This is a genomic window from Modestobacter sp. SYSU DS0511 (genome assembly GCF_054050755.1).
On sequence record NZ_JBJGZY010000003.1, the window covers coordinates 25,861 to 45,290 of the forward strand.

The window sequence follows — 19,430 nt, forward strand, 5'->3', positions numbered from 1 at the left end:
CAGCGGTGCTGCGGGCACCCACTCCGGACGGGCACCTGGGCGCTACAGCAGCGCCGTGCACGCACGGACTCCGCCCACCCGGCCCCCGACGGGGCAGTCCAGCACGAATCCCATCCGGCCCACGGGACCGGCGAATCCGGGAGACCGAAGCGCGTGTGCACGACCGAGCCGGGAACGGCGGTCCCCAGCGTCACCAGGCCCACGTCGAGGCGCCAATGGTCAGGCTCCACTGATCGGTGCGCCGCGTGAGCGCCTGGGCTCCCGCCGTCCCGCACATGGTGATGGCCCTGGTGGTCCTGTTCGTACCGGGCGCTGTCGTGCTCGCCGCCGGAGGGGCAGCGCCCGGGCGCGCGTTGCTGTTCGCGCCGGCACCCTCGGTGGGCATCGTCGCGACGACGGCGGTCGCGGCGGTGCTGCTCGGCAGCGACTTCGGACTGCCGGCGGTGGTCGTCAGCACCACGGTGGTGGCCGCGCTGACCGCACTGACCACGTGGGGAGTGCGCCGGTCGAGCCGACGTCGAGCCGACCGGCCTGCGCCGTGGCCGTCGGGACCGGGAGCCACCTCACGTCCAGCGCTGTCGCCACGGGCCTTCCTGCTGCCGGGGGCCGTGGTCCTCGCGAGCCTCTGGCTCGCCTACCGGCTCGCCTCGGCCCTGGGTGGGCCCGACCGGGTATCTCAGACGTTCGATGCCGTCTTCCACCTCAACACCACCCGGTACGTCCTGGACAGCGGCGAGGGGTCCTCACTCCGGCTGGCCGGGTGGGGGACGGGCGACGGTGGCTTCTACCCGGCCGCCTGGCACGACCTGGCCGCGTTGGTGGCCTTCGACGGGGACGTCGTCGCCGCCACCCAGTCCCTCGGACTCGTGGTCGGGGCAGTCGTGTGGCCGGTCTCGATGCTCACGCTCGTGCGGCAGTTGGTCGGCCCGCGGCTGAGTGCGGTGCTGGGCGTCGCGGTGATCATCCCGGGCATCGGGTTGTTCCCGGCGCGCATGCTCGACTTCGGCGTCCTCTACCCGTTCCTGCTGGGCATCTCCTTCATGCCGGCCGTCATCGCGCTGGCCCACATGGGCCTCACCTCGATGGGCGGCGGCGCGGAGCAGCGACCGGCGTATGCCCTCCGGGGACCCGCGCTGGCCGCCGCCACGGGCCTGGGAGCCGTCGGGCTGTTCCTGGCCCACCCCGGGGTGCTGCTGTCGTGCACGCTGATCGTCCTGCCCCTCCTCCTCGCCCGCGCCGGCCGGGCCATCCGGGACGGCTGGTCGGCGGGGCGGCGCACGGTCACCGCACTCGCGGTCGTCGTCGCGGCGACCGTCGTGACGGCGGTGGTCCTCGCCGTGGACCGGTCGTCGGTGCTGGCCGCCATGCGGACGAGCGACTGGCCTGCGCTCGCCACCCCCAGCCAGGCGGTGGGGTCGTGGCTCATGATGTCTCCCCTCGGTCGCGCGATCCCGTGGGTGGCGGCCGGCCTGACGGTCCTGGGCATCGGGGTGGCCGCACGGCGGCGGGGACTGCGCTGGCTCGTCGTCGCACACGCCCTCAGCGCGGTGCCGTTCGTCTTCGCGGCCTCGGTCGACTCCGAGCTCAGCCAGCAGCTCACCGGCTTCTGGTACAACGACTCGGCCCGGCTGGCCGTGCTGATCCCGGTGACCGCGCTCCCACTGGCGGCGGTCGCGCTGTCCTGGCTCGCCGACCGCGTGCGCCCGGCAGCCGAGGCCGCCCTCGCTGCCCGTCCCGGACAGCCAGCCCGCGACGGGCGCCTCGTCGCCCTCGGACTGCTGCTGGTCGGCTGCCTGGGCATCTCCGCGGCCGACAGCAGTTCGGCCGATCTGTACGCGGGACTCGCCAAAAAGCACGACCTCCCGACCGACCCGCTGCGCGGGACCCTCCTGACCGCCGACGAGATGACACTGCTCGAGCGGCTGCCCTCGACCGTGCCCGAGGGCACCCGCGTCGCCGCGAACCCGTGGGACGGCTCGGGGCTGGCCTACGCCGTCGCCGGCGTGCCGGTCCTCGTCCCGCAGCTCGGCGCCCGCCCCGCCGACGAGGCCAAGATCGTCGCGGAGGGGTTGAGGCACGCGAGCACCGACCCGGAGGTCTGCCGCGCCCTCGCCGATCTGGACGTCGGCTATGCCCTCGACTTCGGCGCCCCGCTCTGGCGGGACGGCCGCGGCCTCTCCTACCCGGGGCTGACCGGGCTGGCCCACTCCGACGCCGTTCGGCTCGTGGACCACGAGGGGCGCGCTCGGCTGTACGAGGTGACGGCATGCCGGGACCGGCCGTGACGGGCGCCCCGCGGCGCCCCCGCTCCCGCACGTTGCGCACCTGCACCCCGGAGGACCCCTCGTGAGCTGGCTGACCGTCGTCCTGGCCCTCGTGTCGGTCGCGCTGACGACGTTCGGCCCGGGGGCCGCTGCGCTGTACGTGCTGGGCGTGCGAGGGCTGCCCCTGGCCGCGCTGGCGCCTGCGGTGAGCACAGCCGTGCTGGTGCTCGGGGCCGTCGGCGCGGGCCTGGTGGGACTCGCCTGGGCGTGGCCGGCGGCGCTGATGAGCACCGTTGCCGCCGTCGCCGTGGCGGCCCTGCTCCATCGCCTGCTCGGCGCGCCCGAACACCTCCGGACCCCCCGGGGCACCCGGCGGAACCACATCGCCGCCTGGGTGACCACCGCGCTCGCCTTCCTGCTCACCGCGATCCCCCTACGGGCGGGCATGGGTGGTCTGACCCGCGGTCCGATCACCCCGGACGCGTTCACGCACCACGAGCTGCTGCGCCACATCGCCGCCACGGGCGAGGCCTCCGCGCTCGTCCTCAGCCGCGGTCCGGGCGTCGATGCCGGGCGCCTGCCTCCCAACCCCGCCGGCTGGCACGATGTCGTCTCCGTCGGCATGCAGCTGAGTGGCGCGGACGCGCTCCTCGCCGGGAACGCCAGCTCGCTGGTGCTGGCCGGTCTGGTGGTGCCGTTGGGGACCGCCTACTGCAGTGCCGTGCTGCTCCCCCGGTGGCGGTGGGCCGCGCCGTCCGGCCTGCTGGCCGGCACCGCCTTCGTGAGCCTGCCGACCCTCGTGGTCACGTTCGGCACCCTGTGGCCCTTCGCCTGGGCGACCGGCATGCTGCCCGCCCTGCTCGGCGCGCTGCTCCAGCTGCTGCGGGGACGCACGCTCCGGCTCAGCGACAGCGCCGTCGCGCTCGTCGCCGTGGCCGGTGCCGCCGTGTCCCACCCGACTGCACTGGTCTCGCTCACCGCGCTGGGGACGCCGCTCGTGCTGGGCGCCGCCACGGGACGCTGGCGCAGGCTGTGGCGGAGCGGTGACACGCGCCGCGCCGGGGCTGAGATGATCGGCACGGCGGCTGCGGGGGCCGCCGCCGCGGTCACGCTCGTGTACGTGACAGCCGGCCGCCCTCCCGGCGCCTCCCCGATGATGCCGGCTGCTCAGGCGGTCGGCGAGGCTCTCCTCGAGACCCCGCTCAGCGAGGCCGTGTTCGGAGTGCGGTCACCGTCCTGGCTGCTGGGCGCGCTGGTCGTCCTGGGTGCCTTCGCCGCCGCGCGGAGGGCCGCGCTCCGGCCGTGGCTGCTGTCCTGGCTGGTGGCCGTGTTCGCCTACGTGGTCGCGGCCAGCGCCGTGCCGGATGACCCGTTCCGTCGCGCCCTCACCTCCTGGTGGTACGACGACCCCTTGCGGATCTCCACCCTGCTCGCGGTGGCCGGGGCCCCCTTGACCGTCATCGCCGTGCACTCAGTGGTGCAACTGGTCGCTGCGCGGACCAGCGGCGCCCGCAGGCCGGGCTCCCGCGACCCCTGGCTGGGCGCCGTCGCCGTCGTATTCCTGGCGCTGGTCTCACTCAGCACGGCGCCGATCCGTGAGCAGCGGGTCGCCCACGACTACGCGCCCTGGCTCGCCGAGGCAGAGGCGGGCCCGAGCGCATGACGGGACGGGCGACCGCCTCGACCAGCGGGAACGCCGGTCGACGTCCTACTTCAGGAGAGCCCGGGCGATCACCATGCGCTGCACCTGGTTGGTGCCCTCGTAGATCTGGGTGATCTTGGCGTCGCGCATCATCCGCTCGACCGGGAAGTCCTGGGTGTAACCCGCGCCGCCGAAGAGCTGGACGGCGTCGATCGTCACCTGCATCGCGACGTCGGAGGCGAAGGCCTTGGCCGCGGCGGACACCCGGGTGACGTCGGGACGGCCGGCGTCCCCGGCGGCCGCGGCGACGTAGACCAGGTGCCGGGCGGCCTGCACCTTCATGTCCATGTCGGCGAGCATGAACTGCACGCCCTGGAAGTCCGCGACCGCCGAGCCGAACTGGCGGCGCTCCCTGGTGTAGGCGACCGCGGCGTCCAGCGCGCCCTGCGCGACGCCGACGGCCTGGGCGCCGATGGTCGGCCGGGTGACGTCCAGGGTGCGCAGCGCGGTCTTGAAGCCGGTGCCGGGCTCCCCGACGACGCGGTCGGCCGGGATGGTGCAGTCGATGAAGTACAGCTCGCAGGTGGGCGACCCCTTGATCCCCATCTTCTTCTCCTTGGGCCCCACGGCGAAGCCCGGGTCGTCGCGGTGCACGACGAACGCGGAGATGCCGCTGGCGCCCTTCTCCGGGTCGGTCACCGCCATGACCGTGAACCACTCGGAGACGCTGGCGTTGGTGATCCACGCCTTGGTGCCGTTGAGCACCCAGCTGTCGCCCTCGAGCCGGGCGCGGGTGCGCATCGCGGCGGCGTCGGAGCCCGCCTCGCGCTCGGACAGGCCGTAGCTGATCATCGCGTCGCCGGCGGCGATCGACGGCAGCACCTGCCGCTTGAGCTCCTCGGACGCGGACAGGATCACCGGGACCGAGCCGAGCTTGTTGACCGCGGGGATCAGCGAGGCGCTGACGTCGACCCGGGCCACCTCCTCGATGACGATGCAGGTGGCGATCGCGTCGGCGCCCTCGCCCCCGTACTCCTCCGGGAGGTGCGTGGCGTGGAAGCCGGCCGCGGTGAGGGCCTTCTGCGCCTCCACCGGGTAGCGGGACTCGGCGTCCACCTCGGCGGCGAACGGCGCGATCTCGCGCTCGGCGATCTCCCGGACGGCTTCCCGGACGGCCTCGTGCTCGTCGGTGAGCGCGTACGGCGCAGCGTTGTTACCCACGAGTAGAGAATAGGGCCGGCGGGCGTCGTCCAGAAGAGGACTCACCCCCGCGGGAGACGCTCCTGGAGTTGTTCGTCCCGGGCGACGACGGACGCCGCCAGGTCGGCCTGGAACCGCTCCACCCGTGCCCGCAGCGCGTCGTCGCCGGTGGCCAGGACGCGGACGGCGAGCAGGCCGGCGTTGCGCCCTCCGCCGATCGACACCGTCGCCACCGGGACGCCGGCCGGCATCTGCACGATCGACAGCAGGCTGTCCAGCCCGTCGAGGCGGTCCAGCGGCCGGGGCACGCCGATGACCGGCAGCGGGGTGGCTGCCGCGATCATCCCGGGCAGGTGCGCCGCTCCCCCGGCCCCGGCGATCACCACGCGCAGCCCGCGACCGGCCGCGGTCGCGGCGTAGTCGAGCATCCGGCGCGGGGTGCGGTGCGCGGAGACGACGTGCGCCTCCCACGGCACGTCGAACTCGGCCAGCGCCGCGGCGGCGGGCTCCATCATCGGCCAGTCGGAGTCGCTGCCCATGACGATGCCGACGATCGGGTCACTCACGGGACGGCTCCCTGCTCCTCGGGTCAGTGCTCGGTCTCGAAGGCGAAGGCGTCGTCGACCACGCCGTCGGCCAGGTACCGGGCGGCGGCGACCGCGCGGGCCCGGACCTCGGCCAGGTCGTCCCCCAGCGCGGTGACGTGGCCGAGCTTGCGGCCGCGGCGCTGGCCCTTGCCGTACCAGTGCAGCTTCACGTCCGGCCAGTGCGCCATCAGGTGGTGCACCCGCTCGTCGAGCCCCGGGCCGGCCCAGTCGTCGGCCGAGGCGTCGCCGCCGAGCACGTTGGCCATCACGACCACCGGCGCGGTCATCGCCGTGGAGCCCAGGGGGTAGTCCAGGACGGCGCGCAGGTGCTGCTCGAACTGGCTGGTGCGGGCGCCCTCGATGGTCCAGTGCCCGGAGTTGTGCGGCCGCATGGCCAGCTCGTTGACCAGCACGCCGTTCGCCGTCTCGAACAGCTCGACGGCGAGCATGCCGACGACGCCCAGGGAGTCGGCGATCCGGACCGCCAGCTCCTGGGCCGCGGTCGCCTTCTCCTCGCTCAGGCCCGGGGCGGGGGCGTACACCTCGTTGCACACGCCGTCGCGCTGCACCGTCTGCACCACCGGCCACACCGCGACCTGGCCGAACGGGGAGCGGGCCACCTGAGCGGAGAGCTCCCGGGTCATCGCCACCCGCTCCTCGGCGAGCAGGGTGCCGTGCCGCTCGAGCAGGTCCGCGACCTGGCCGGGGCCGGAGACGACGAACACGCCCTTGCCGTCGTAGCCGCCACGTGGGGTCTTCAGCACCACCGGCCAGCCGACCTGTTCGGCGAACGCGGCCGCGTCGTGCACCGTGCGCACCTCGGCCCAGGCCGGCTGCGGCTCCCCGGCGGCGGCCAGCGCCCGGCGGAGCACCAGCTTGTCCTGGGCGTGCACCAGCGCGGCGGGGCCCGGTGCGACCCGGTGGCCGGCGTCCTCCAGCGCGCGGAGGTGCTCGGTGGGCACGTGTTCGTGGTCGAAGGTGACCACGGCGGCGCCCTCGGCCAGCCGGCGCAGGTCGGCCAGCTCCCGGTGGTCGCCCAGCTGCACGTCGGCGGCGACGAGGGCCGCCGACTCGGCGGGGTCGGCGGCCAGCACCCGGAGCGACTGCCCCAGCGCGACCGCGGCCTGGTGGGTCATCCGGGACAGCTGCCCACCGCCGACCATCGCCACCACGGGCAGGCCGGTGCGCGGGTCCAGGGAGGTGGCCATCGGGCACAACGCTAGCGGGCCACCGCCGGCGATCAGCCGGCCGCTCCGGACAGCAGCTGCTCCCGGATCTCGCGGCCGACCGCGAAGGCGACCACGGGGTCGGGGTGGATGCCGTCGGCACTGGCCCCGGGCCGGTAGGACCCCTCGGTGGCGAACCCCACCCACGGGTCCAGGAACGCCCAGCCCCGGTCGTCGGCGAGGTCGGCCAGCCGGCCGTTGAGGGCGACCACGTCGGCCGGCCGGCTGTCCAGCGGGGGCACGGCGACCAGGAGCACCCGCCCGACGTCGGCGGTCTCCACGATCTGCACCAGGTTCTCCCGCGTCCGCTCCCAGGGGACGTCGAACTGGACGTCGTTGGTGCCGGCGAGGACGACCAGCGCGTCGGCGTCGTAAGCGGTGACCTCGTCGCGCATCTGCTCCGTCGTGATCCCGGGCACCGCGTACCCGGGACCGAACTCCAGCGGCGGTGCGGCGGCGCCGGGCAGCCACGACCGGTCGCCCGGGTCGGCAGCGGTGTCCTGCGGGTCGGCACCTGCGGTGATCGAGTCCCCGACGACCGCGACCACGATCGGCTCAGCGGTGGCGGGATCGGACGGCACCGGCGCCGAGGACACCGCCGTCACCGACGGGGAACCGGCGCCCTCCCCCGGCGCGGGGGAAGCGCTCCCCGGGCCGGAGGCGAGACCGCACGCCGGCAGGGCGGCCGACAGCAGCAGCGCGAGCACCCACGCGGCCCGGGGGACGGTGGGCCTGACGGGGTGGGCGTCGCGGCGCATGACCCCCATCATCACCGACACCCGGCCCGGGGCACGTCCGCACCGCGCGCCCCGGCCGACCGGCGGCACGCCTCGCGGGGCCGCCGCCGGGCGGCCGGCGGTCCGTAGAGTCGGGGCGTGCCGTCTGCTGGAGTCCTCCGCCGTGGCCTGGGCTCGACCTGGCGGCTGCTGCTCAAGGAGCTGTCGGCCTTCGGCGTCGTGGGCGGCGCCTGCTTCGTGCTCGACGTCGGCCTGTTCCACCTGCTGTACACGCGCACCGGTCTGGACGCCGTCCCGGCGAAGGCGGCGTCGACCGTGGTGGCGATGAGCGTCGCCTACGTCGCACACCGGAACTGGTCCTTCGCCCACCGCGCGCGGACCGGCGTCCGCCGCGAGTACCTGCTCTTCGCCGCCATCAACGGGGCCACGCTGCTGCTGAGCCTGACCCTGGTGGCGTTCGTGCGGCACGGCCTGGGCCAGCAGGACGCCGTGGTGCTGCAGGTCGTGAACGTGGCGTCCATCGCGATGGGCACCGTCCTGCGCTTCGTCAGCTACCGCCGGTGGGTGTTCCCGGCCACGCCCCAGCCCCAGCCGGCGCCCCCGCCCTCACCCCTGCCACCGCCCCCGTCGTCACCTCAGTCGTCGCCGTGGCCCCACGGGTCCCAGGCCCCCCGCCGGCGGGACCGCAGCGAGGCGGGCCCTGGGTAACGTGCCGGTCGTGTCCCAGGTGTCCGCGACCCGACGGGCGCACGTCCGTGACCTCGCCGTCGCCTACGCCCGCGACCCTCGGGTCCGGAGCGTGGCCGTGGTCGGCAACAAGCCGCTGGAGCCCTCGGCCGAGCGGGCCCGGGCGGTCGACGCCTGCGACCTGGTCGTCCGGGTGAACGGCTTCCGGCTCGACGATCCCGGCGACCCGGGCACGTACGGGCGGCGGGCCGACGTCGTCTTCTTCAACCGGGCACTGCGGGCGACCCGCTGGTTCTTCGCCGGGTACCAGAGCCGGCTGCACCTGATGGTCGAGCCCGGCCGACTGCACTGGGAGCCGGAGCTGGTGCCCTCCTGGTGGCCGGTGGACCTCGGTCAGGTGCACGTGGACAATGACGACCTGACCATCCCACTGTCGGCGGAGATGGGGCTGGACAGCCGGGCCGAGGGACTGTGGGCGACCACCGGGACCATGGCGGCCTGGTGGGCCCGGACGACGTTCCCGGACGCCGACGTGCTGCTGGCCGGCTACTCGTTCGTCGACGACCCCGACCAGACCCGCTGGCAGCACGCCTCGGGTGACGACTGCATCGTGGGGCCGGAACACCGGATCGCCCTGGAGTCCCGGCTGTTCCGCAGCTGGGTCGACGGCGGCCGTACCACCATCGTGGCGTGACGGTCCCCGCGCCGAGAGACGCCGGGGACCGACAGGGAGGGAACACAGTGAAGCTGCCCGCGAAGTTGAGCTCGCGGATCGACGAGGCCGTCTCCTGGCGGGTGGCCCGCCGGTTCGACGAGGTGCACGCCCAGCTGGACCGGCTGCGCGAGGACGTGCGCCGCGCGCACGAGCGCGTGGACGACGTCGTCGGCCGCGAGGGCGAGCTGGACAAGCGGCTCGGTGAGCTCGAGCGGCGCCTGGAGCCGGTGGAGCGCGAGTCGTCGTGGTCGGCCAACGAACTGGCCCGGCTCGCGCCGCAGGCGGCTGCGTTCGAGGAGCGTCTGGAGCAGCGCCAGAACCCGGTCGTGCTCGCCGGCGAGCTGAGCGACCTCCCGGAGGCACGGCTGCTGGTGGAGGTCATCCGCGAGGAGCACGCCCGGGTGCGCGCCCGGCTCTCCCTGGTCTCCGCCTACGAGGAGCGGCTGCGGCGCCTCGAGCGCACCACCGCGGCGGTGTCGTCATGAGCGTGGTGACCGAGCTGCTCGCCGGCGCAGAGGCCGGCCGCCCGTGGGTGATCGCCGAGCTCTCGGCCAACCACGACGGCAGTCTGGACCGGGCACTGTCGACGATCGACGCGATCGCCGAGACCGGTGCGCAGACGGTGAAGTTCCAGACCTACACCGCCGAGTCGATGACCCTGGACTCCGACGAGCCCGCCTTCCGGGTGACCGACGACCACGGACTGTGGGGCGGCCGCGGCCTGTTCGACCTCTACCGCGAGGCGGGCACGCCGTACGAGTGGCACGAGCAGCTGTTCGGGCACGCCCGCGACCGGGGGCTCGTGCCCTTCTCCAGCCCCTTCGACGCGGCGGCGGTGGAGCTGCTGGAGTCGGTGGGCTGCGAGATCTACAAGATCGCCTCGGCCGAGCTGCTGGACCTGCCGCTGATCCGGCTGGCCGCCTCCACCGGCAAGCCGCTGGTCATCTCCACCGGGATGGCCTCCCTCGGCGAGGTGGAGGCCGCCCTGTCCGCGGCCCGCAGCGCCGGCTCCGGCGAGGTCGTCCTGCTCAGCTGCACCGCCGCCTACCCGGCGGACCCGGCGCAGAGCCACCTGGCCAACATCGCGGTGCTGCGGGACGCCTTCGGGGTGCCGGTCGGCCTGTCCGACCACACGCACGGCATCGGCGTGCCGGTCGCGGCCGTCGCGCTGGGGGCGGTCGCGGTGGAGAAGCACGTGACCCTCAGCCGGGCCGGTGGCGGGGTCGACTCGGCCTTCTCCCTGGAGCCTGCGGAGCTCGCCGCGCTGGTCCGCGAGTGCGCCGCCGCCCGCGCGGCGGTCACCCCGGGCCCTGCCTTCGGCATCCGGCCCGGCGAGGAGGCGACCGCGCGCCTGCGCCGGTCGCTGTGGGTGACCCGGGACGTGGCCGCCGGCGAGGTGGTCGGGCCCGAGACCGTGCGTGCCCTGCGCCCGGCCGGTGGCCTGCTGCCGGGCACCTGGGAGGACGTCGTCGGCCGACCCTTCGCCCGGGCGGTCCGGGGCGGGACCCCGCTCGGCTGGGACCTGCTCGACGCGCCAGCGGCGGACTGACCGCCGGACCCCACCCCGCGCCTGCACCGGGACGACCGGTGACGACGGCGCGGGGCGGGGCCGGCTTGGCCGGCGAGCATGGCCGTCAGCCGGCCAGCCGGGACCCCTCCCGGCCGGCGACGACCTCCAGGCGGCTGGGGATCCGCGTACGCAGCTCCTCCACGTGGCTGATCACCCCGACCGTGCGCCCCCCGCGGCGCAGCTCGTCGAGGACGGTCATCACCGCATCGAGCGCCCGCGGGTCCAGCGTGCCGAACCCCTCGTCGACGAAGAGGGTGTCGATCTGCACCCCGCCGCTCTCGGCGGTGACCACGTCGGCCAGGCCGAGGGCGAGCGCGAGGGAGGCCATGAAGCTCTCGCCGCCGGACAGGGTCTTGGTGGGCCGCCGCGCACCGGTGTACTCGTCGAGCACGTCGAGCCCCAGCCCGCCCCGGGCACCGTGCCGGCCCAGGGCGTCACTGTGCAGGAAGCGGTAGCGGCCGGCGGACATGTCGGCCAGGCGCCGGCTGGCGACCTCCGCCACCTGCTCCAGCCGCGCGGCGAGCACGAAAGACTGCAGCCGCATCCGCAGCGTGTTGGCCCCCCGCCCGTTCACCAGGTCGGCCAGCCCGGCGACCTGGTCGGCCAGTGCGCGGCGCTCGTCGAGCTCCACCTCGACCGCGGTCAGCTCCGCGGCCAGGTCGGTGAGGGAGGACAGGCAGCCGCGCGCCGCGGCGAGGTCGGCGACGGCGGACTCCCGGGCGCTGGTGGCGCCCTGGCACGCCCCCGTCAGCGCGGCGAGGTCGGCCCGCGGGGGCAGGTCGGCCAGCTCCGGCTCGGCCAGCACGGCGGTCGCCACGGACCACTGCTGGTCGTGCTCGGCGATGCGCCGTTCGAGCGCCGCGGCCCGGCCACGGTCCAGGAGCGCGCCGGCCGCCGCCAGTAGATCGGGGAACCCGGCCTGGGCCACCCGCTCGGCGGCCAGCCGCTGCGTGCTCGCCGCGGCGGTGCGGGCCCGCAGCTCGGCCGCCTCGGCGTCGACCGCCGCCTCGCAGCGTTCGGCCTCGGCAGTGAGCCGGCGGATGCGGTCCGCCAGGGTCCGGTCGTCGCCGCGGGCAGCGACCAGCCGGTCGCGCACCTCCGCCAGCGCCTGCTCGGCGGAGGCGCGCTGCGCCTGCCGGGTGACCAGCTGCTCACGCTGGTCGGCCAGCGCGGCCGCCGCGGCATCGCGTTCCGCCGACCGCTGGGCCAGCTCCCGCCGGGCGGCATCGAGCCCCTGCGCCCGCTCGCGCAGCTCCTGCTCGGCCGCGGTGGCGGCGGCGACCGTCTGCTCGTGCACGGCCAGCGGCTGCCCACCGGCCCGGGCCAGCAGGACGGCGAGCCGTTGCTCCCCCTCCTGCAGCGACCGCTGCAGGTCGAGGTGCTGCGCCTCGCGCTCGTCGGTGCGGGCCCGCGCCGCCTCCTCGTCGGCCCGCGTGACCGGCGGCCCGTCGGCGACCGCGGGCGCCGGGTGCTCGGATCCGCCGCAGACCGGGCAGGGCGCCCCCTCGGCGAGCTGCGCGGCGAGCTCGGCGGCCATGCCGTCCAGCCGCCGCGTCCGCAGGTCGTTCCACCGCTCCCGGGCGTCGAGCCACTCCTCGCGGGCGCGTTGGGCCTCCGACCGCTGGACGGCCAGGTGCCCGGTCAGCACCGCGGCGTCCCGGGCGGCGACGAGGCCGGCGTGCGCCTGCTCGGCCGCGGTGGTCGCCCCGGGGAGTGCGGCGGCGGCCTCGGCCGCCGCCGTCACCGCTGCCTCCAGGTCGGCCAGCCGCGCCGGCCACTCGGCGGCCGCCCGCGCACCGTGTTCGCACCGCACGGTGAGCGCGTCGACGTCGCGGGCGGCGGCCGAGACCTCACGCTCGAGCCCGGCGGCGCGGTCGACCTCGGGCAGGAGCGTGCGCAGCTCGGCGGCCTCGTCCCGGAGCTCCCGGGAGAGCAGCCGGTCGGCCGGACGACCTGCGGCCACCTCCGCCCAGGACCGCCGCGCGGCGATCAGGGCGGCCTCGGCCGCCTCCGCCTCCTGCGCAGCCCGCCCCGCCGCCTCGAGCACGTCACGGACCGGCTCGGCCCGGGTACCGGCGTCCAGGGCGGCCCGCACCGGCAGCAGCTCGGTCGCCTCGGCCTGCAGCCGGGCCAGGTCGGCCCGCGCGCGGTCGCGCCGGGCGTGCCGCTCCTCCGCCGCCCGCGCCCGGGCCAGCTCGGCGTCGGCCCGCGCCACCGCGTCGGCCGCTTCGGCGGCGGCCGCCTCGTGCCCGGCCAGCCGCTCGGCGGCCAGGGCGAGCACCTGGCGGACCCAGGAGGCGGCGTGCGCCGGCGGCGCCGCCCCGATCAGCTCCGGCGCCAGCTCCTCGGGCACCTCCACGTCGGCGACCTGCGCGACCCGGGCGAGCACCGTGCTGGCCCGGACCCGCATCTCGTCGAGCTCGGCGCGCGCGGCACGGCGCTGCTCGTCGAGCCAGGTCTCCACCCGGGCGAAGCGACCGACGTCGAACAGCGTGCGCAGCAGCCGCCCCCGGTCCTCCGGCTCGGCCCGCAGGAACCGGGCGAAGTCGCCCTGGGGCAGCAGCACGACCTGGCAGAACTGCTCGGCCGAGAGCCCCAGCCGGGTGCGCAGGTGTTCCGAGCCCTCGTCGATGCGGGTGCTCACCGGCTCCCAGCCGCCGTCGGTCAGCCGCTGGACGGTCAGCCGGGCCTGCTCGGTGGTCCAGCCGGTGCCGCGGCGCTTGGGCCGCTGCTGCTCCGGCCGGCGGGTGACCAGCAGCCGCTCACCGCCCAGGGTGACCTCGCACTCGACCTCGGTGCGCACGGCATCGCCCGCGTGGTCGCTGCGCAGCCGCTTCTCCTCGCCGCGCGCGCCCGGCACGGTGCCGTACAGAGCGAAGACGACGGCGTCGAGCAGCGTCGTCTTGCCCGCCCCGGTGGGGCCCCAGAGCAGGAAGAGCCCGTCGCGGCCGACGTCGTCGAGGTCGACCTCCACCCGGTCGGCGAACGGCCCGAAGGCGCTCACGGTGAGCCGGTGGACCCTCACTGCGCCGCTTCCTCGCGCGCCACGGCGGCCAGCGCCCGGGCCAGCAGGTCACGCTCGGCCGGCACCGGGGGCGCCTGCCGGACGTGGCTGACGAACTCCTCGGCGACTTCCAGGTCACTGCGCCCGGACAGCCGCTCGGTGTAGCTGCGCCCGTCGGGGACCACGCCGGAACCGATCCACTCCAGGTGCACGCAGTGCGGGAACCTGCCCTGCAGCTGCCGCATCGGATCGGCCGGGCGGACCGCGTCGGTCAACTGGGCCGAGACGAAGTGCCCCTCGACGGTGGCCAGCCGCGGGTCGGCCAGCAACTCGGCGAGCCCGCCGCGCAGCAGGGTCAGCTGCCGGGGCGCCGGCAGCGGGACCGGCCGGACCTCGGCCAGCCCGCCGGCGTCCAGGTCGACCAGCCAGGCCTGCTTCTCCTGCCCGGCCTCACCGAAGGAGTACGCCAGTGGGGAGCCGCTGTAGCGGATCCGCGGGCTCAGCGTCTGCGGCCGGTGCAGGTGCCCGAGGGCGACGTAGTCGACGCCGTCGAAGACCGACGCCGGCACCAGGTCGACCCCGCCGACGCAGATGTCGCGCTCGCTGTCGCTGGCCACCCCACCGCCGACGAAGGCGTGCGCCAGCACGACGGACCGGGCGCCAGGGCGCAGGAACAGGTCGGCGCGGACCCGGTCCATCGCCGCGGCGAGCACGGCCTCGTGGCTGCGCGCCTCGGGCAGGCCGAGCTCGTGCCGGGCCACCTCCGGCTCCAGGTAGGGCAGCCCGTACACGGCGACCTCGCCGTGCGCGTCGGCCAGCAGCACCGGCTCGTCGAGCTGAGGCGTGGCCGCCCGGACGTGCACGCCCGAGGCGGCCAGCAGCCCGGCGGCGAAGCCCAGCCGCCGGGCGGAGTCGTGGTTGCCGGGGGTGAGCACCACCTGGGCGCCGGCGGTGCGCAGCCGGGTCAGCGCCCGGTCGAGCACCGCGGTCGCGTCGGCCGAGGGCACCGCCCGGTCGTAGACGTCGCCGGCGACGACGACGGCGTCGACCCGCTCCCCCGTGACGACGTCGGCCAGCCGGCGCAGCACCGCCTCCTGCTCGGCGAGCAGGTCGGTGCCGTGCAGGGACCGGCCGATGTGCCAGTCGGAGGTGTGCAGCAGCCGCATGGACCCGAGGCTAGGAGACCGGTCCGACAGTCCGGCGGGCGTGCCGTCCCGCGGGGGCCGTCCGTCGGGGGACCACGGTGTTCGGCGGGTCCGTGCGCGGGTGGCGGGACGGCTCGCCGGGGCGCCGGGGCGCGACCGGCGCCGGGGTCCGCGGACCTGCGGCCAGCCGGGTCGTCACCGGGCCGCGGGCGGCCGGCACGGGGACGGCGGCCGGCTCCGACCCCTGCACGACGCCCGCGGGGACGACCTGCGGCGGGAGGTCGAACGGTCCGGGCTGCTGGACGACCCGGAGGTCCGCCGGGTCCGACTCGGCGGAGACGAGCGGCCACGCGGGGAGCGGCTGCGCGGGGATCGGGATCGGGGCCGCGGCCGGGGCCGGGATCGGGGCCGGGGCCGGGGCGGGGATGCCGGCCACCAGCGAGTCGGTGACCCGGGACCGCTCCGGCACGTGCGCCGGCACGTGCGCCGGCTCCGCGGCCCGGGCCTTCCGGTTCAGCAGGTGCACGATCCCGCGCCGGGAGGGTTCCTCGACCAGGTGGTGGAGGGCGGCTCCGGCCAGCGCGGAGGCGACCAGGAGGGCCGGTACCAGCAGGGCCACGCCGGGGGTGTCGGCGTCGCGCCGGGCCGGGTCCTGCCAGACCGCGGTCATGGCGATGTCGAGGACCAGGAAGTGCACCAGGTAGACCGAGTAGGACACCCGGCCGGCGTAGACCAGGGTGCCCGTCGACAGCCAGCGCGAGACGCCCCGCCGGGTGAAGGGCAGCGCGGCGACCAGCACCGGGAACCAGATGACCACGATCCCCGCGTAGTCGCGACCGTCCTGGTCGCCCCGCCGCCAGACCGCCCACATGGCCCCGAGCACGATCGCCAGCAGCGAGAGCAGGACCGCGCCCCGCGCGGCCACCTCGGCCGGCCGGCCGGGGCGCACCTTCCGGACGGCGAGGGCGCACAGCGCGCCGGACAGGAAGCTCCAGGCGAGCCGTGGGAACCAGGACATCTGCCAGTCGGGGGTCCCGGTCGCGTAGGCCTGCCAGGCCAGCGGGGCCATCGCCAGGACGGCCAGCCCGAACAGCACCCAGGCGGGCAGCCGGCGCAGCCGGTGGAGCAGCAGCACCAGCACCGGGAACGCCAGGTAGGCGGCCCACTCGGCGCTGATGGACCAGCCGGGGAGCACGTAGCTGACGCCGCTGTGGCCCTGCTCCCCCCACATCTGCGTCATGCTCAGCTGGCGCAGCAGGGTGGGGGCGTCCGCAGCCGGGTGCGGCTCGATGACCTCGGAGTCCCAGCCGGCGGAGCGCACGGCCCACAGCCAGCCGAACATCACGACCGTGACCGCCGCCCAGGCCGGCCACACCCGCGCGACCCGGTTGACCACGAACCGCCACGAGTCGCGCAGCACCAGCCGGCGGCCCATCGCCTCCACGTAGCGCAGGGTGATCACGAAGCCGCTGAGCACGAAGAACAGCTCGACACCGGTCCAGCCGGCCGCCACCACGGAGGGCAGCAGCGGGACCTGCTCGAGGTAGGGCCGCAGGAAGCGGTCGAAGTGCAGGAGCACCACCCAGCCGGCGGCGACCGCGCGCAGCCCGGTCAGCGCCCGGATCTCCCCGCGCAGCGGGGACGGGGTCTCGCTGCTCACCGTTGCACGAACGTCAGTGGACACGCACCCCTCCGAGCTGATCACCGTGAAGGACCGGTCCGCTGGCCCCAGAGGGAAACTAACTGCGACGAGCGCGCCACCTTGAGTCATGGCGCTCCAGAATCGACGGCCCTGCTCGTCAGGACCTGCCAGTTCGTCACAGGAGCCCCTCCGGCCCCGTGCCGAGGCCCCGCGCAGAGCCCCCGCGCTCGGGTGCCCCGCTCGGTGCCCGCGCTCAGGTGCCCGCGCTCAGGTGCCCGCGCTCAGGTGCCCGGCGCCGGGTCCACGTACCAGCCGGCGTCGTCCCGGGCCCGCCGGTCGGCGTCCTCCTCGACCAGCTGGTTGAGCAGCTGCTGCACGTTCTCGCTGTCGGGGATCGCGGAGAACACGGTGGGGCCGCCCTCCCCCGCGGTCTCGATCGAGATCGTGCCCGAGCGGACGATCCGGTCCCACAGGCTCTGCCGGTAGGACACGTCGGTGATCCGGGACAGGCCGATGTCCCGGCCGGACCGGGCGAGCACCCCGGTGCGGTACAGCAGCCGGCGGGTGGTGATCACGTAGTGCGTCGTCCGCCAGCGCAACAGCGGCACGGCGACCAGGGGCAGCGCCAGCGCGGCCGCCGCGCCGACCACCACGAGCCGCCAGAGGGCCTGCTGGTCGCCGGCCGGGACGAGCGCCGCCCCGAACGAGGCCAGGCCGACCAGCACCAGGAAGAGCACGATCGGGCGGAGGACGGTCAGCCAGTGCGGGTGCAGGTGGGCGACGACCTCCTCGTCCTCGCCGAGCACCTTCTGCGGGTACGCCACCGGAACAGGATGACCGACCCGCGGCGGGATCAGCCGGTCACGGCCACCGGCGCGTCCGCCCGGACCCGGACCGGCTCCGGCACCGCGGGGACGGGACGGACCCGGGGGCGGCGCATGCGGCGGCGGGCCGGCTCCTCGACGAAACGCCAGAGCACCCACGCCGCGGGCAGCGGGAGCAGCGGCACCAGCGCCTGCAGCGGCCCGGGCACCGGCGCCAGGCCCACGAGGGTCCAGGCGGTCTCGAACACCGCCATGTGCACCAGGTACAGCGCGAAGGAGATGCGGCCGCCCAGGACGACCGGACCGGTCGCGAGCAGGCGGGCGAGCGTGCCGTCGGCGAGGGCGAGTGCCCCCACGAGGACGGGGAAGCAGAGCACCGCCATCCCCGCCCGGCCGGCTCCACCCCCGGCGATGGCCGGCGCCAGGGCGGCGAGCGACCCGGCGGCGACCCACCCGGCGCGGCGCGCCACGTCGTCGGTCCGCCGGATCCGGGCGACGCACAGGGCGACGAGCGCCCCCGCCAGGAAGCAGCCGGTCAGCCGCGCCAGCCAGCTCCACGCCCAGTCGTGCGCGCCGAGGGCCAGGCAGCGGGCGGCGAACGGGGTGACCGCCGCCAGGGCCAGCGCCCCCAGGACCACGGCCGGCCAGCGCCGCAGGCGGTGCAGGACGAGCGCCAGCAGCGGGAACGCCAGGTAGGCCAGCCACTCCGCGCTCAACGACCAGCCGGGGCCGACCGGGCCGGTGGCGGCGTGGTCGGCCTGGTCCCAGACCTGGACCAGCAGGACCTGGCGCAGCATCGTCGCCGCGTCCAGGGACGCCCCGCCGGCTGTGGCCGCCGGCCCGAGCAGCGCCCGCTGGACCAGCAGCCCGGCGCTGACCGCGGCCAGCACCACCAGCCAGGTGGGCCAGATGCGGGCCAGCCGGGCCCAGTAGAAGTCGGCGACCGCCCGCACCCCCGACCGCCGGCCGAGGACCGCGACGTAGGTGTGCGCCAGGACGAAGCCGCTGAGCACGAAGAAGAGGTCGACGCCCAGCCAGCCGGCCTCCAGCACCGGGGCGAGCGGAGCGAGGTGCGCCCGCCAGGACGGATCCGGGGAGAACAGCCAGACGTGGTGCGCGACGACCCACAGCGCGGCGACCAGGCGCAGCCCGGTGAGCGCGCGGATCTCCGCGCGCGGTGCGCGCTGCGGCTCCGCCACCTGTCACCCCTCGCGGCCGGTCGACCCCCCGGTGCCGGGGAGCGATCGGACGCTAACCAGCTGCACGCGGAGCAACCGGGCGCACCGCCGGGGCGCCCACGGGTCACCGCCCCGCACGTCCCACCGGCCCCGCGCGTGCCGGCGGCCGCACCGGCCGGCCGCTCAGCCGCGCGGGCGCACGTGCCGCACGTCGCCGGAGGCCAGCTCGACCACCCCGGCCGGGGTGCGCACGACCAGCCGGCCGTCCCAGTCGACGGCCTCGGCGACGCCGTCCAGCGCGGAGCCGTCGGGCATGGTCACGGTGACCTCGCTGCCCACGGTGCTGCACCAGGCCAGGTAGTCGGCGGCCAGCCCCGAGGAGACCGGGTCGCCGAGCACCTCCACCCAGCGGCGGTACCGCCGCTCGAGGGCCCGGAGGAAGCCGAGCAGGACTGCGGACCGGTCCACCGGTGCCCCGCGGACCAACGCCAGCGACGTGCCGGTGCCCGGCAGTTCCCCGGCCGAGGTCGAGACGTTGAGCCCGACCCCCACGACGACGGCGCTGCCCGCGCTCTCGGCGAGGATGCCCGCGAGCTTGGCCCCACCGGGGGCGAGCAGGTCGTTGGGCCACTTCAGCGAGGCCCGGACGCCGGCCACCTCGCCCACCGCCTCGGCGAGCGCGACCCCGGTGAGCAGCGACAGCCAGGCCCGACGGGCGGCGGGCACGTCGGGGCGCAGCAGCACCGACACGGTGAGCCCGGCGCGCGGCGGCGACGTCCAGGTGCGGTCCAGCCGCCCGCGTCCGGCCGCCTGGTGCTCGGCCACCAGCACCAGCCCCTCGGGCTCGTCGTCCGCGGCCCGGGCGACGAGGTCGGCGTTGGTCGAGCCGACCTCCTCGACCACCTCCACCGCCCGCCACAGCCCACCGGCCAGGGCAGCGGTCAGGGCCGCGGCGTCGAGGGCGGGACGGTCGGGTGAGGGTGCTGCCGGAGGCTCGCCGTCGGTCACG

The 19,430-nt window shown here is 76.0% G+C and carries 16 protein-coding genes; 6 read left to right on the forward strand and 10 right to left on the reverse strand.

The features are described from left to right. Positions 1 to 245: 245 nt before the first annotated feature. Entirely contained in the window at positions 246 to 2,285 is a 2,040-nt protein-coding gene (locus tag ACI783_RS02265; RefSeq protein ID WP_457138943.1) for a DUF6541 family protein, read from the forward strand. A 61-nt stretch (positions 2,286 to 2,346) separates the two neighbouring features. Further along, positions 2,347 to 3,927: a DUF6541 family protein gene (locus ACI783_RS02270; RefSeq protein WP_457138944.1), complete on the forward strand. Its 1,581-nt coding sequence runs from the start codon at positions 2,347 to 2,349 to the stop codon at positions 3,925 to 3,927. A 45-nt stretch (positions 3,928 to 3,972) separates the two neighbouring features. On the opposite strand, the gene ACI783_RS02275 is transcribed toward ACI783_RS02270, so the two are convergent. Genes ACI783_RS02275 through ACI783_RS02290 form a run of 4 tightly spaced genes read right to left on the reverse strand, consistent with a single transcriptional unit; the run spans position 3,973 to position 7,677 of the window. Then, complete coding sequence (locus ACI783_RS02275) at positions 3,973 to 5,127, reverse strand: acyl-CoA dehydrogenase family protein (protein WP_457138945.1); 1,155 nt, start codon at positions 5,125 to 5,127, stop codon at positions 3,973 to 3,975. Positions 5,128 to 5,168: 41 nt separating this feature from the next. After that, on the reverse strand, positions 5,169 to 5,672 hold the full coding sequence (gene purE, locus ACI783_RS02280) for a 5-(carboxyamino)imidazole ribonucleotide mutase (protein ID WP_457138946.1): 504 nt from the start codon (positions 5,670 to 5,672) through the stop codon (positions 5,169 to 5,171). Between the two features lie 23 nt (positions 5,673 to 5,695). Next, positions 5,696 to 6,901 carry a 5-(carboxyamino)imidazole ribonucleotide synthase gene (locus ACI783_RS02285; protein ID WP_457138947.1) on the reverse strand — a complete coding sequence of 402 codons (1,206 nt, stop codon included), beginning with the start codon at positions 6,899 to 6,901 and terminating at the stop codon, positions 5,696 to 5,698. A gap of 32 nt (positions 6,902 to 6,933) precedes the next feature. Continuing rightward, positions 6,934 to 7,677 carry an SGNH/GDSL hydrolase family protein gene (locus ACI783_RS02290; RefSeq protein WP_457138948.1) on the reverse strand — a complete coding sequence of 248 codons (744 nt, stop codon included), beginning with the start codon at positions 7,675 to 7,677 and terminating at the stop codon, positions 6,934 to 6,936. Positions 7,678 to 7,794: 117 nt separating this feature from the next. Here ACI783_RS02290 and ACI783_RS02295 point away from each other — a divergent pair, with 117 nt between their 5' ends. The 4 genes from ACI783_RS02295 to pseI are packed head-to-tail and all read left to right on the forward strand — an operon-like array spanning position 7,795 to position 10,607. Then, entirely contained in the window at positions 7,795 to 8,364 is a 570-nt protein-coding gene (locus tag ACI783_RS02295) for a GtrA family protein (RefSeq protein WP_457138949.1), read from the forward strand. 10 nt (positions 8,365 to 8,374) lie between these two features. Beyond that, complete coding sequence (locus tag ACI783_RS02300; RefSeq protein WP_457138950.1) at positions 8,375 to 9,037, forward strand: hypothetical protein; 663 nt, start codon at positions 8,375 to 8,377, stop codon at positions 9,035 to 9,037. Between the two features lie 47 nt (positions 9,038 to 9,084). After that, on the forward strand, positions 9,085 to 9,543 hold the full coding sequence (locus ACI783_RS02305) for a hypothetical protein (protein ID WP_457138951.1): 459 nt from the start codon (positions 9,085 to 9,087) through the stop codon (positions 9,541 to 9,543). After that, positions 9,540 to 10,607: a pseudaminic acid synthase gene (gene pseI / locus ACI783_RS02310; RefSeq protein WP_457138952.1), complete on the forward strand. Its 1,068-nt coding sequence runs from the start codon at positions 9,540 to 9,542 to the stop codon at positions 10,605 to 10,607. The genes ACI783_RS02305 and pseI overlap by 4 nt, the downstream gene beginning before the upstream one ends. 85 nt (positions 10,608 to 10,692) lie before the next feature. On the opposite strand, the gene ACI783_RS02315 is transcribed toward pseI, so the two are convergent. From ACI783_RS02315 to ACI783_RS02340, 6 genes are all read right to left on the reverse strand, one after another. After that, positions 10,693 to 13,653 carry an AAA family ATPase gene (locus tag ACI783_RS02315; RefSeq protein WP_457138953.1) on the reverse strand — a complete coding sequence of 987 codons (2,961 nt, stop codon included), beginning with the start codon at positions 13,651 to 13,653 and terminating at the stop codon, positions 10,693 to 10,695. Further along, positions 13,650 to 14,798, reverse strand: a complete 1,149-nt coding sequence (locus ACI783_RS02320) for an exonuclease SbcCD subunit D (RefSeq protein WP_457138954.1) — start codon at positions 14,796 to 14,798, stop codon at positions 13,650 to 13,652. Before ACI783_RS02320 ends, ACI783_RS02315 begins: the two co-directional genes overlap by 4 nt. Positions 14,799 to 14,808: 10 nt before the next feature. Continuing rightward, entirely contained in the window at positions 14,809 to 16,437 is a 1,629-nt protein-coding gene (locus ACI783_RS02325; protein WP_457138955.1) for an acyltransferase family protein, read from the reverse strand. Positions 16,438 to 16,700: 263 nt separating this feature from the next. Next, positions 16,701 to 17,243, reverse strand: coding sequence for a PH domain-containing protein (locus ACI783_RS02330; protein WP_457138956.1), 543 nt, complete (start codon positions 17,241 to 17,243; stop codon positions 16,701 to 16,703). Positions 17,244 to 17,272: 29 nt separating this feature from the next. Then, positions 17,273 to 18,442: an acyltransferase family protein gene (locus ACI783_RS02335; RefSeq protein ID WP_457138957.1), complete on the reverse strand. Its 1,170-nt coding sequence runs from the start codon at positions 18,440 to 18,442 to the stop codon at positions 17,273 to 17,275. A 162-nt stretch (positions 18,443 to 18,604) separates the two neighbouring features. Beyond that, on the reverse strand, positions 18,605 to 19,429 hold the full coding sequence (locus tag ACI783_RS02340) for a biotin--[acetyl-CoA-carboxylase] ligase (protein ID WP_457138958.1): 825 nt from the start codon (positions 19,427 to 19,429) through the stop codon (positions 18,605 to 18,607). Position 19,430: the final 1 nt, after the last annotated feature.

Bases quoted from the DNA above. Each gene is read 5' to 3' on its own strand.
- ACI783_RS02285 (WP_457138947.1), bottom strand. From the start codon at position 6,901: ATGGCCACCTCCCTGGACCCGCGCACCGGCCTGCCCGTGGTGGCGATG.
- ACI783_RS02290 (WP_457138948.1), bottom strand. From the start codon at position 7,677: ATGCGCCGCGACGCCCACCCCGTCAGGCCCACCGTCCCCCGGGCCGCG.
- pseI (WP_457138952.1), top strand. From the start codon at position 9,540: ATGAGCGTGGTGACCGAGCTGCTCGCCGGCGCAGAGGCCGGCCGCCCG.
- ACI783_RS02320 (WP_457138954.1), bottom strand. From the start codon at position 14,798: ATGCGGCTGCTGCACACCTCCGACTGGCACATCGGCCGGTCCCTGCAC.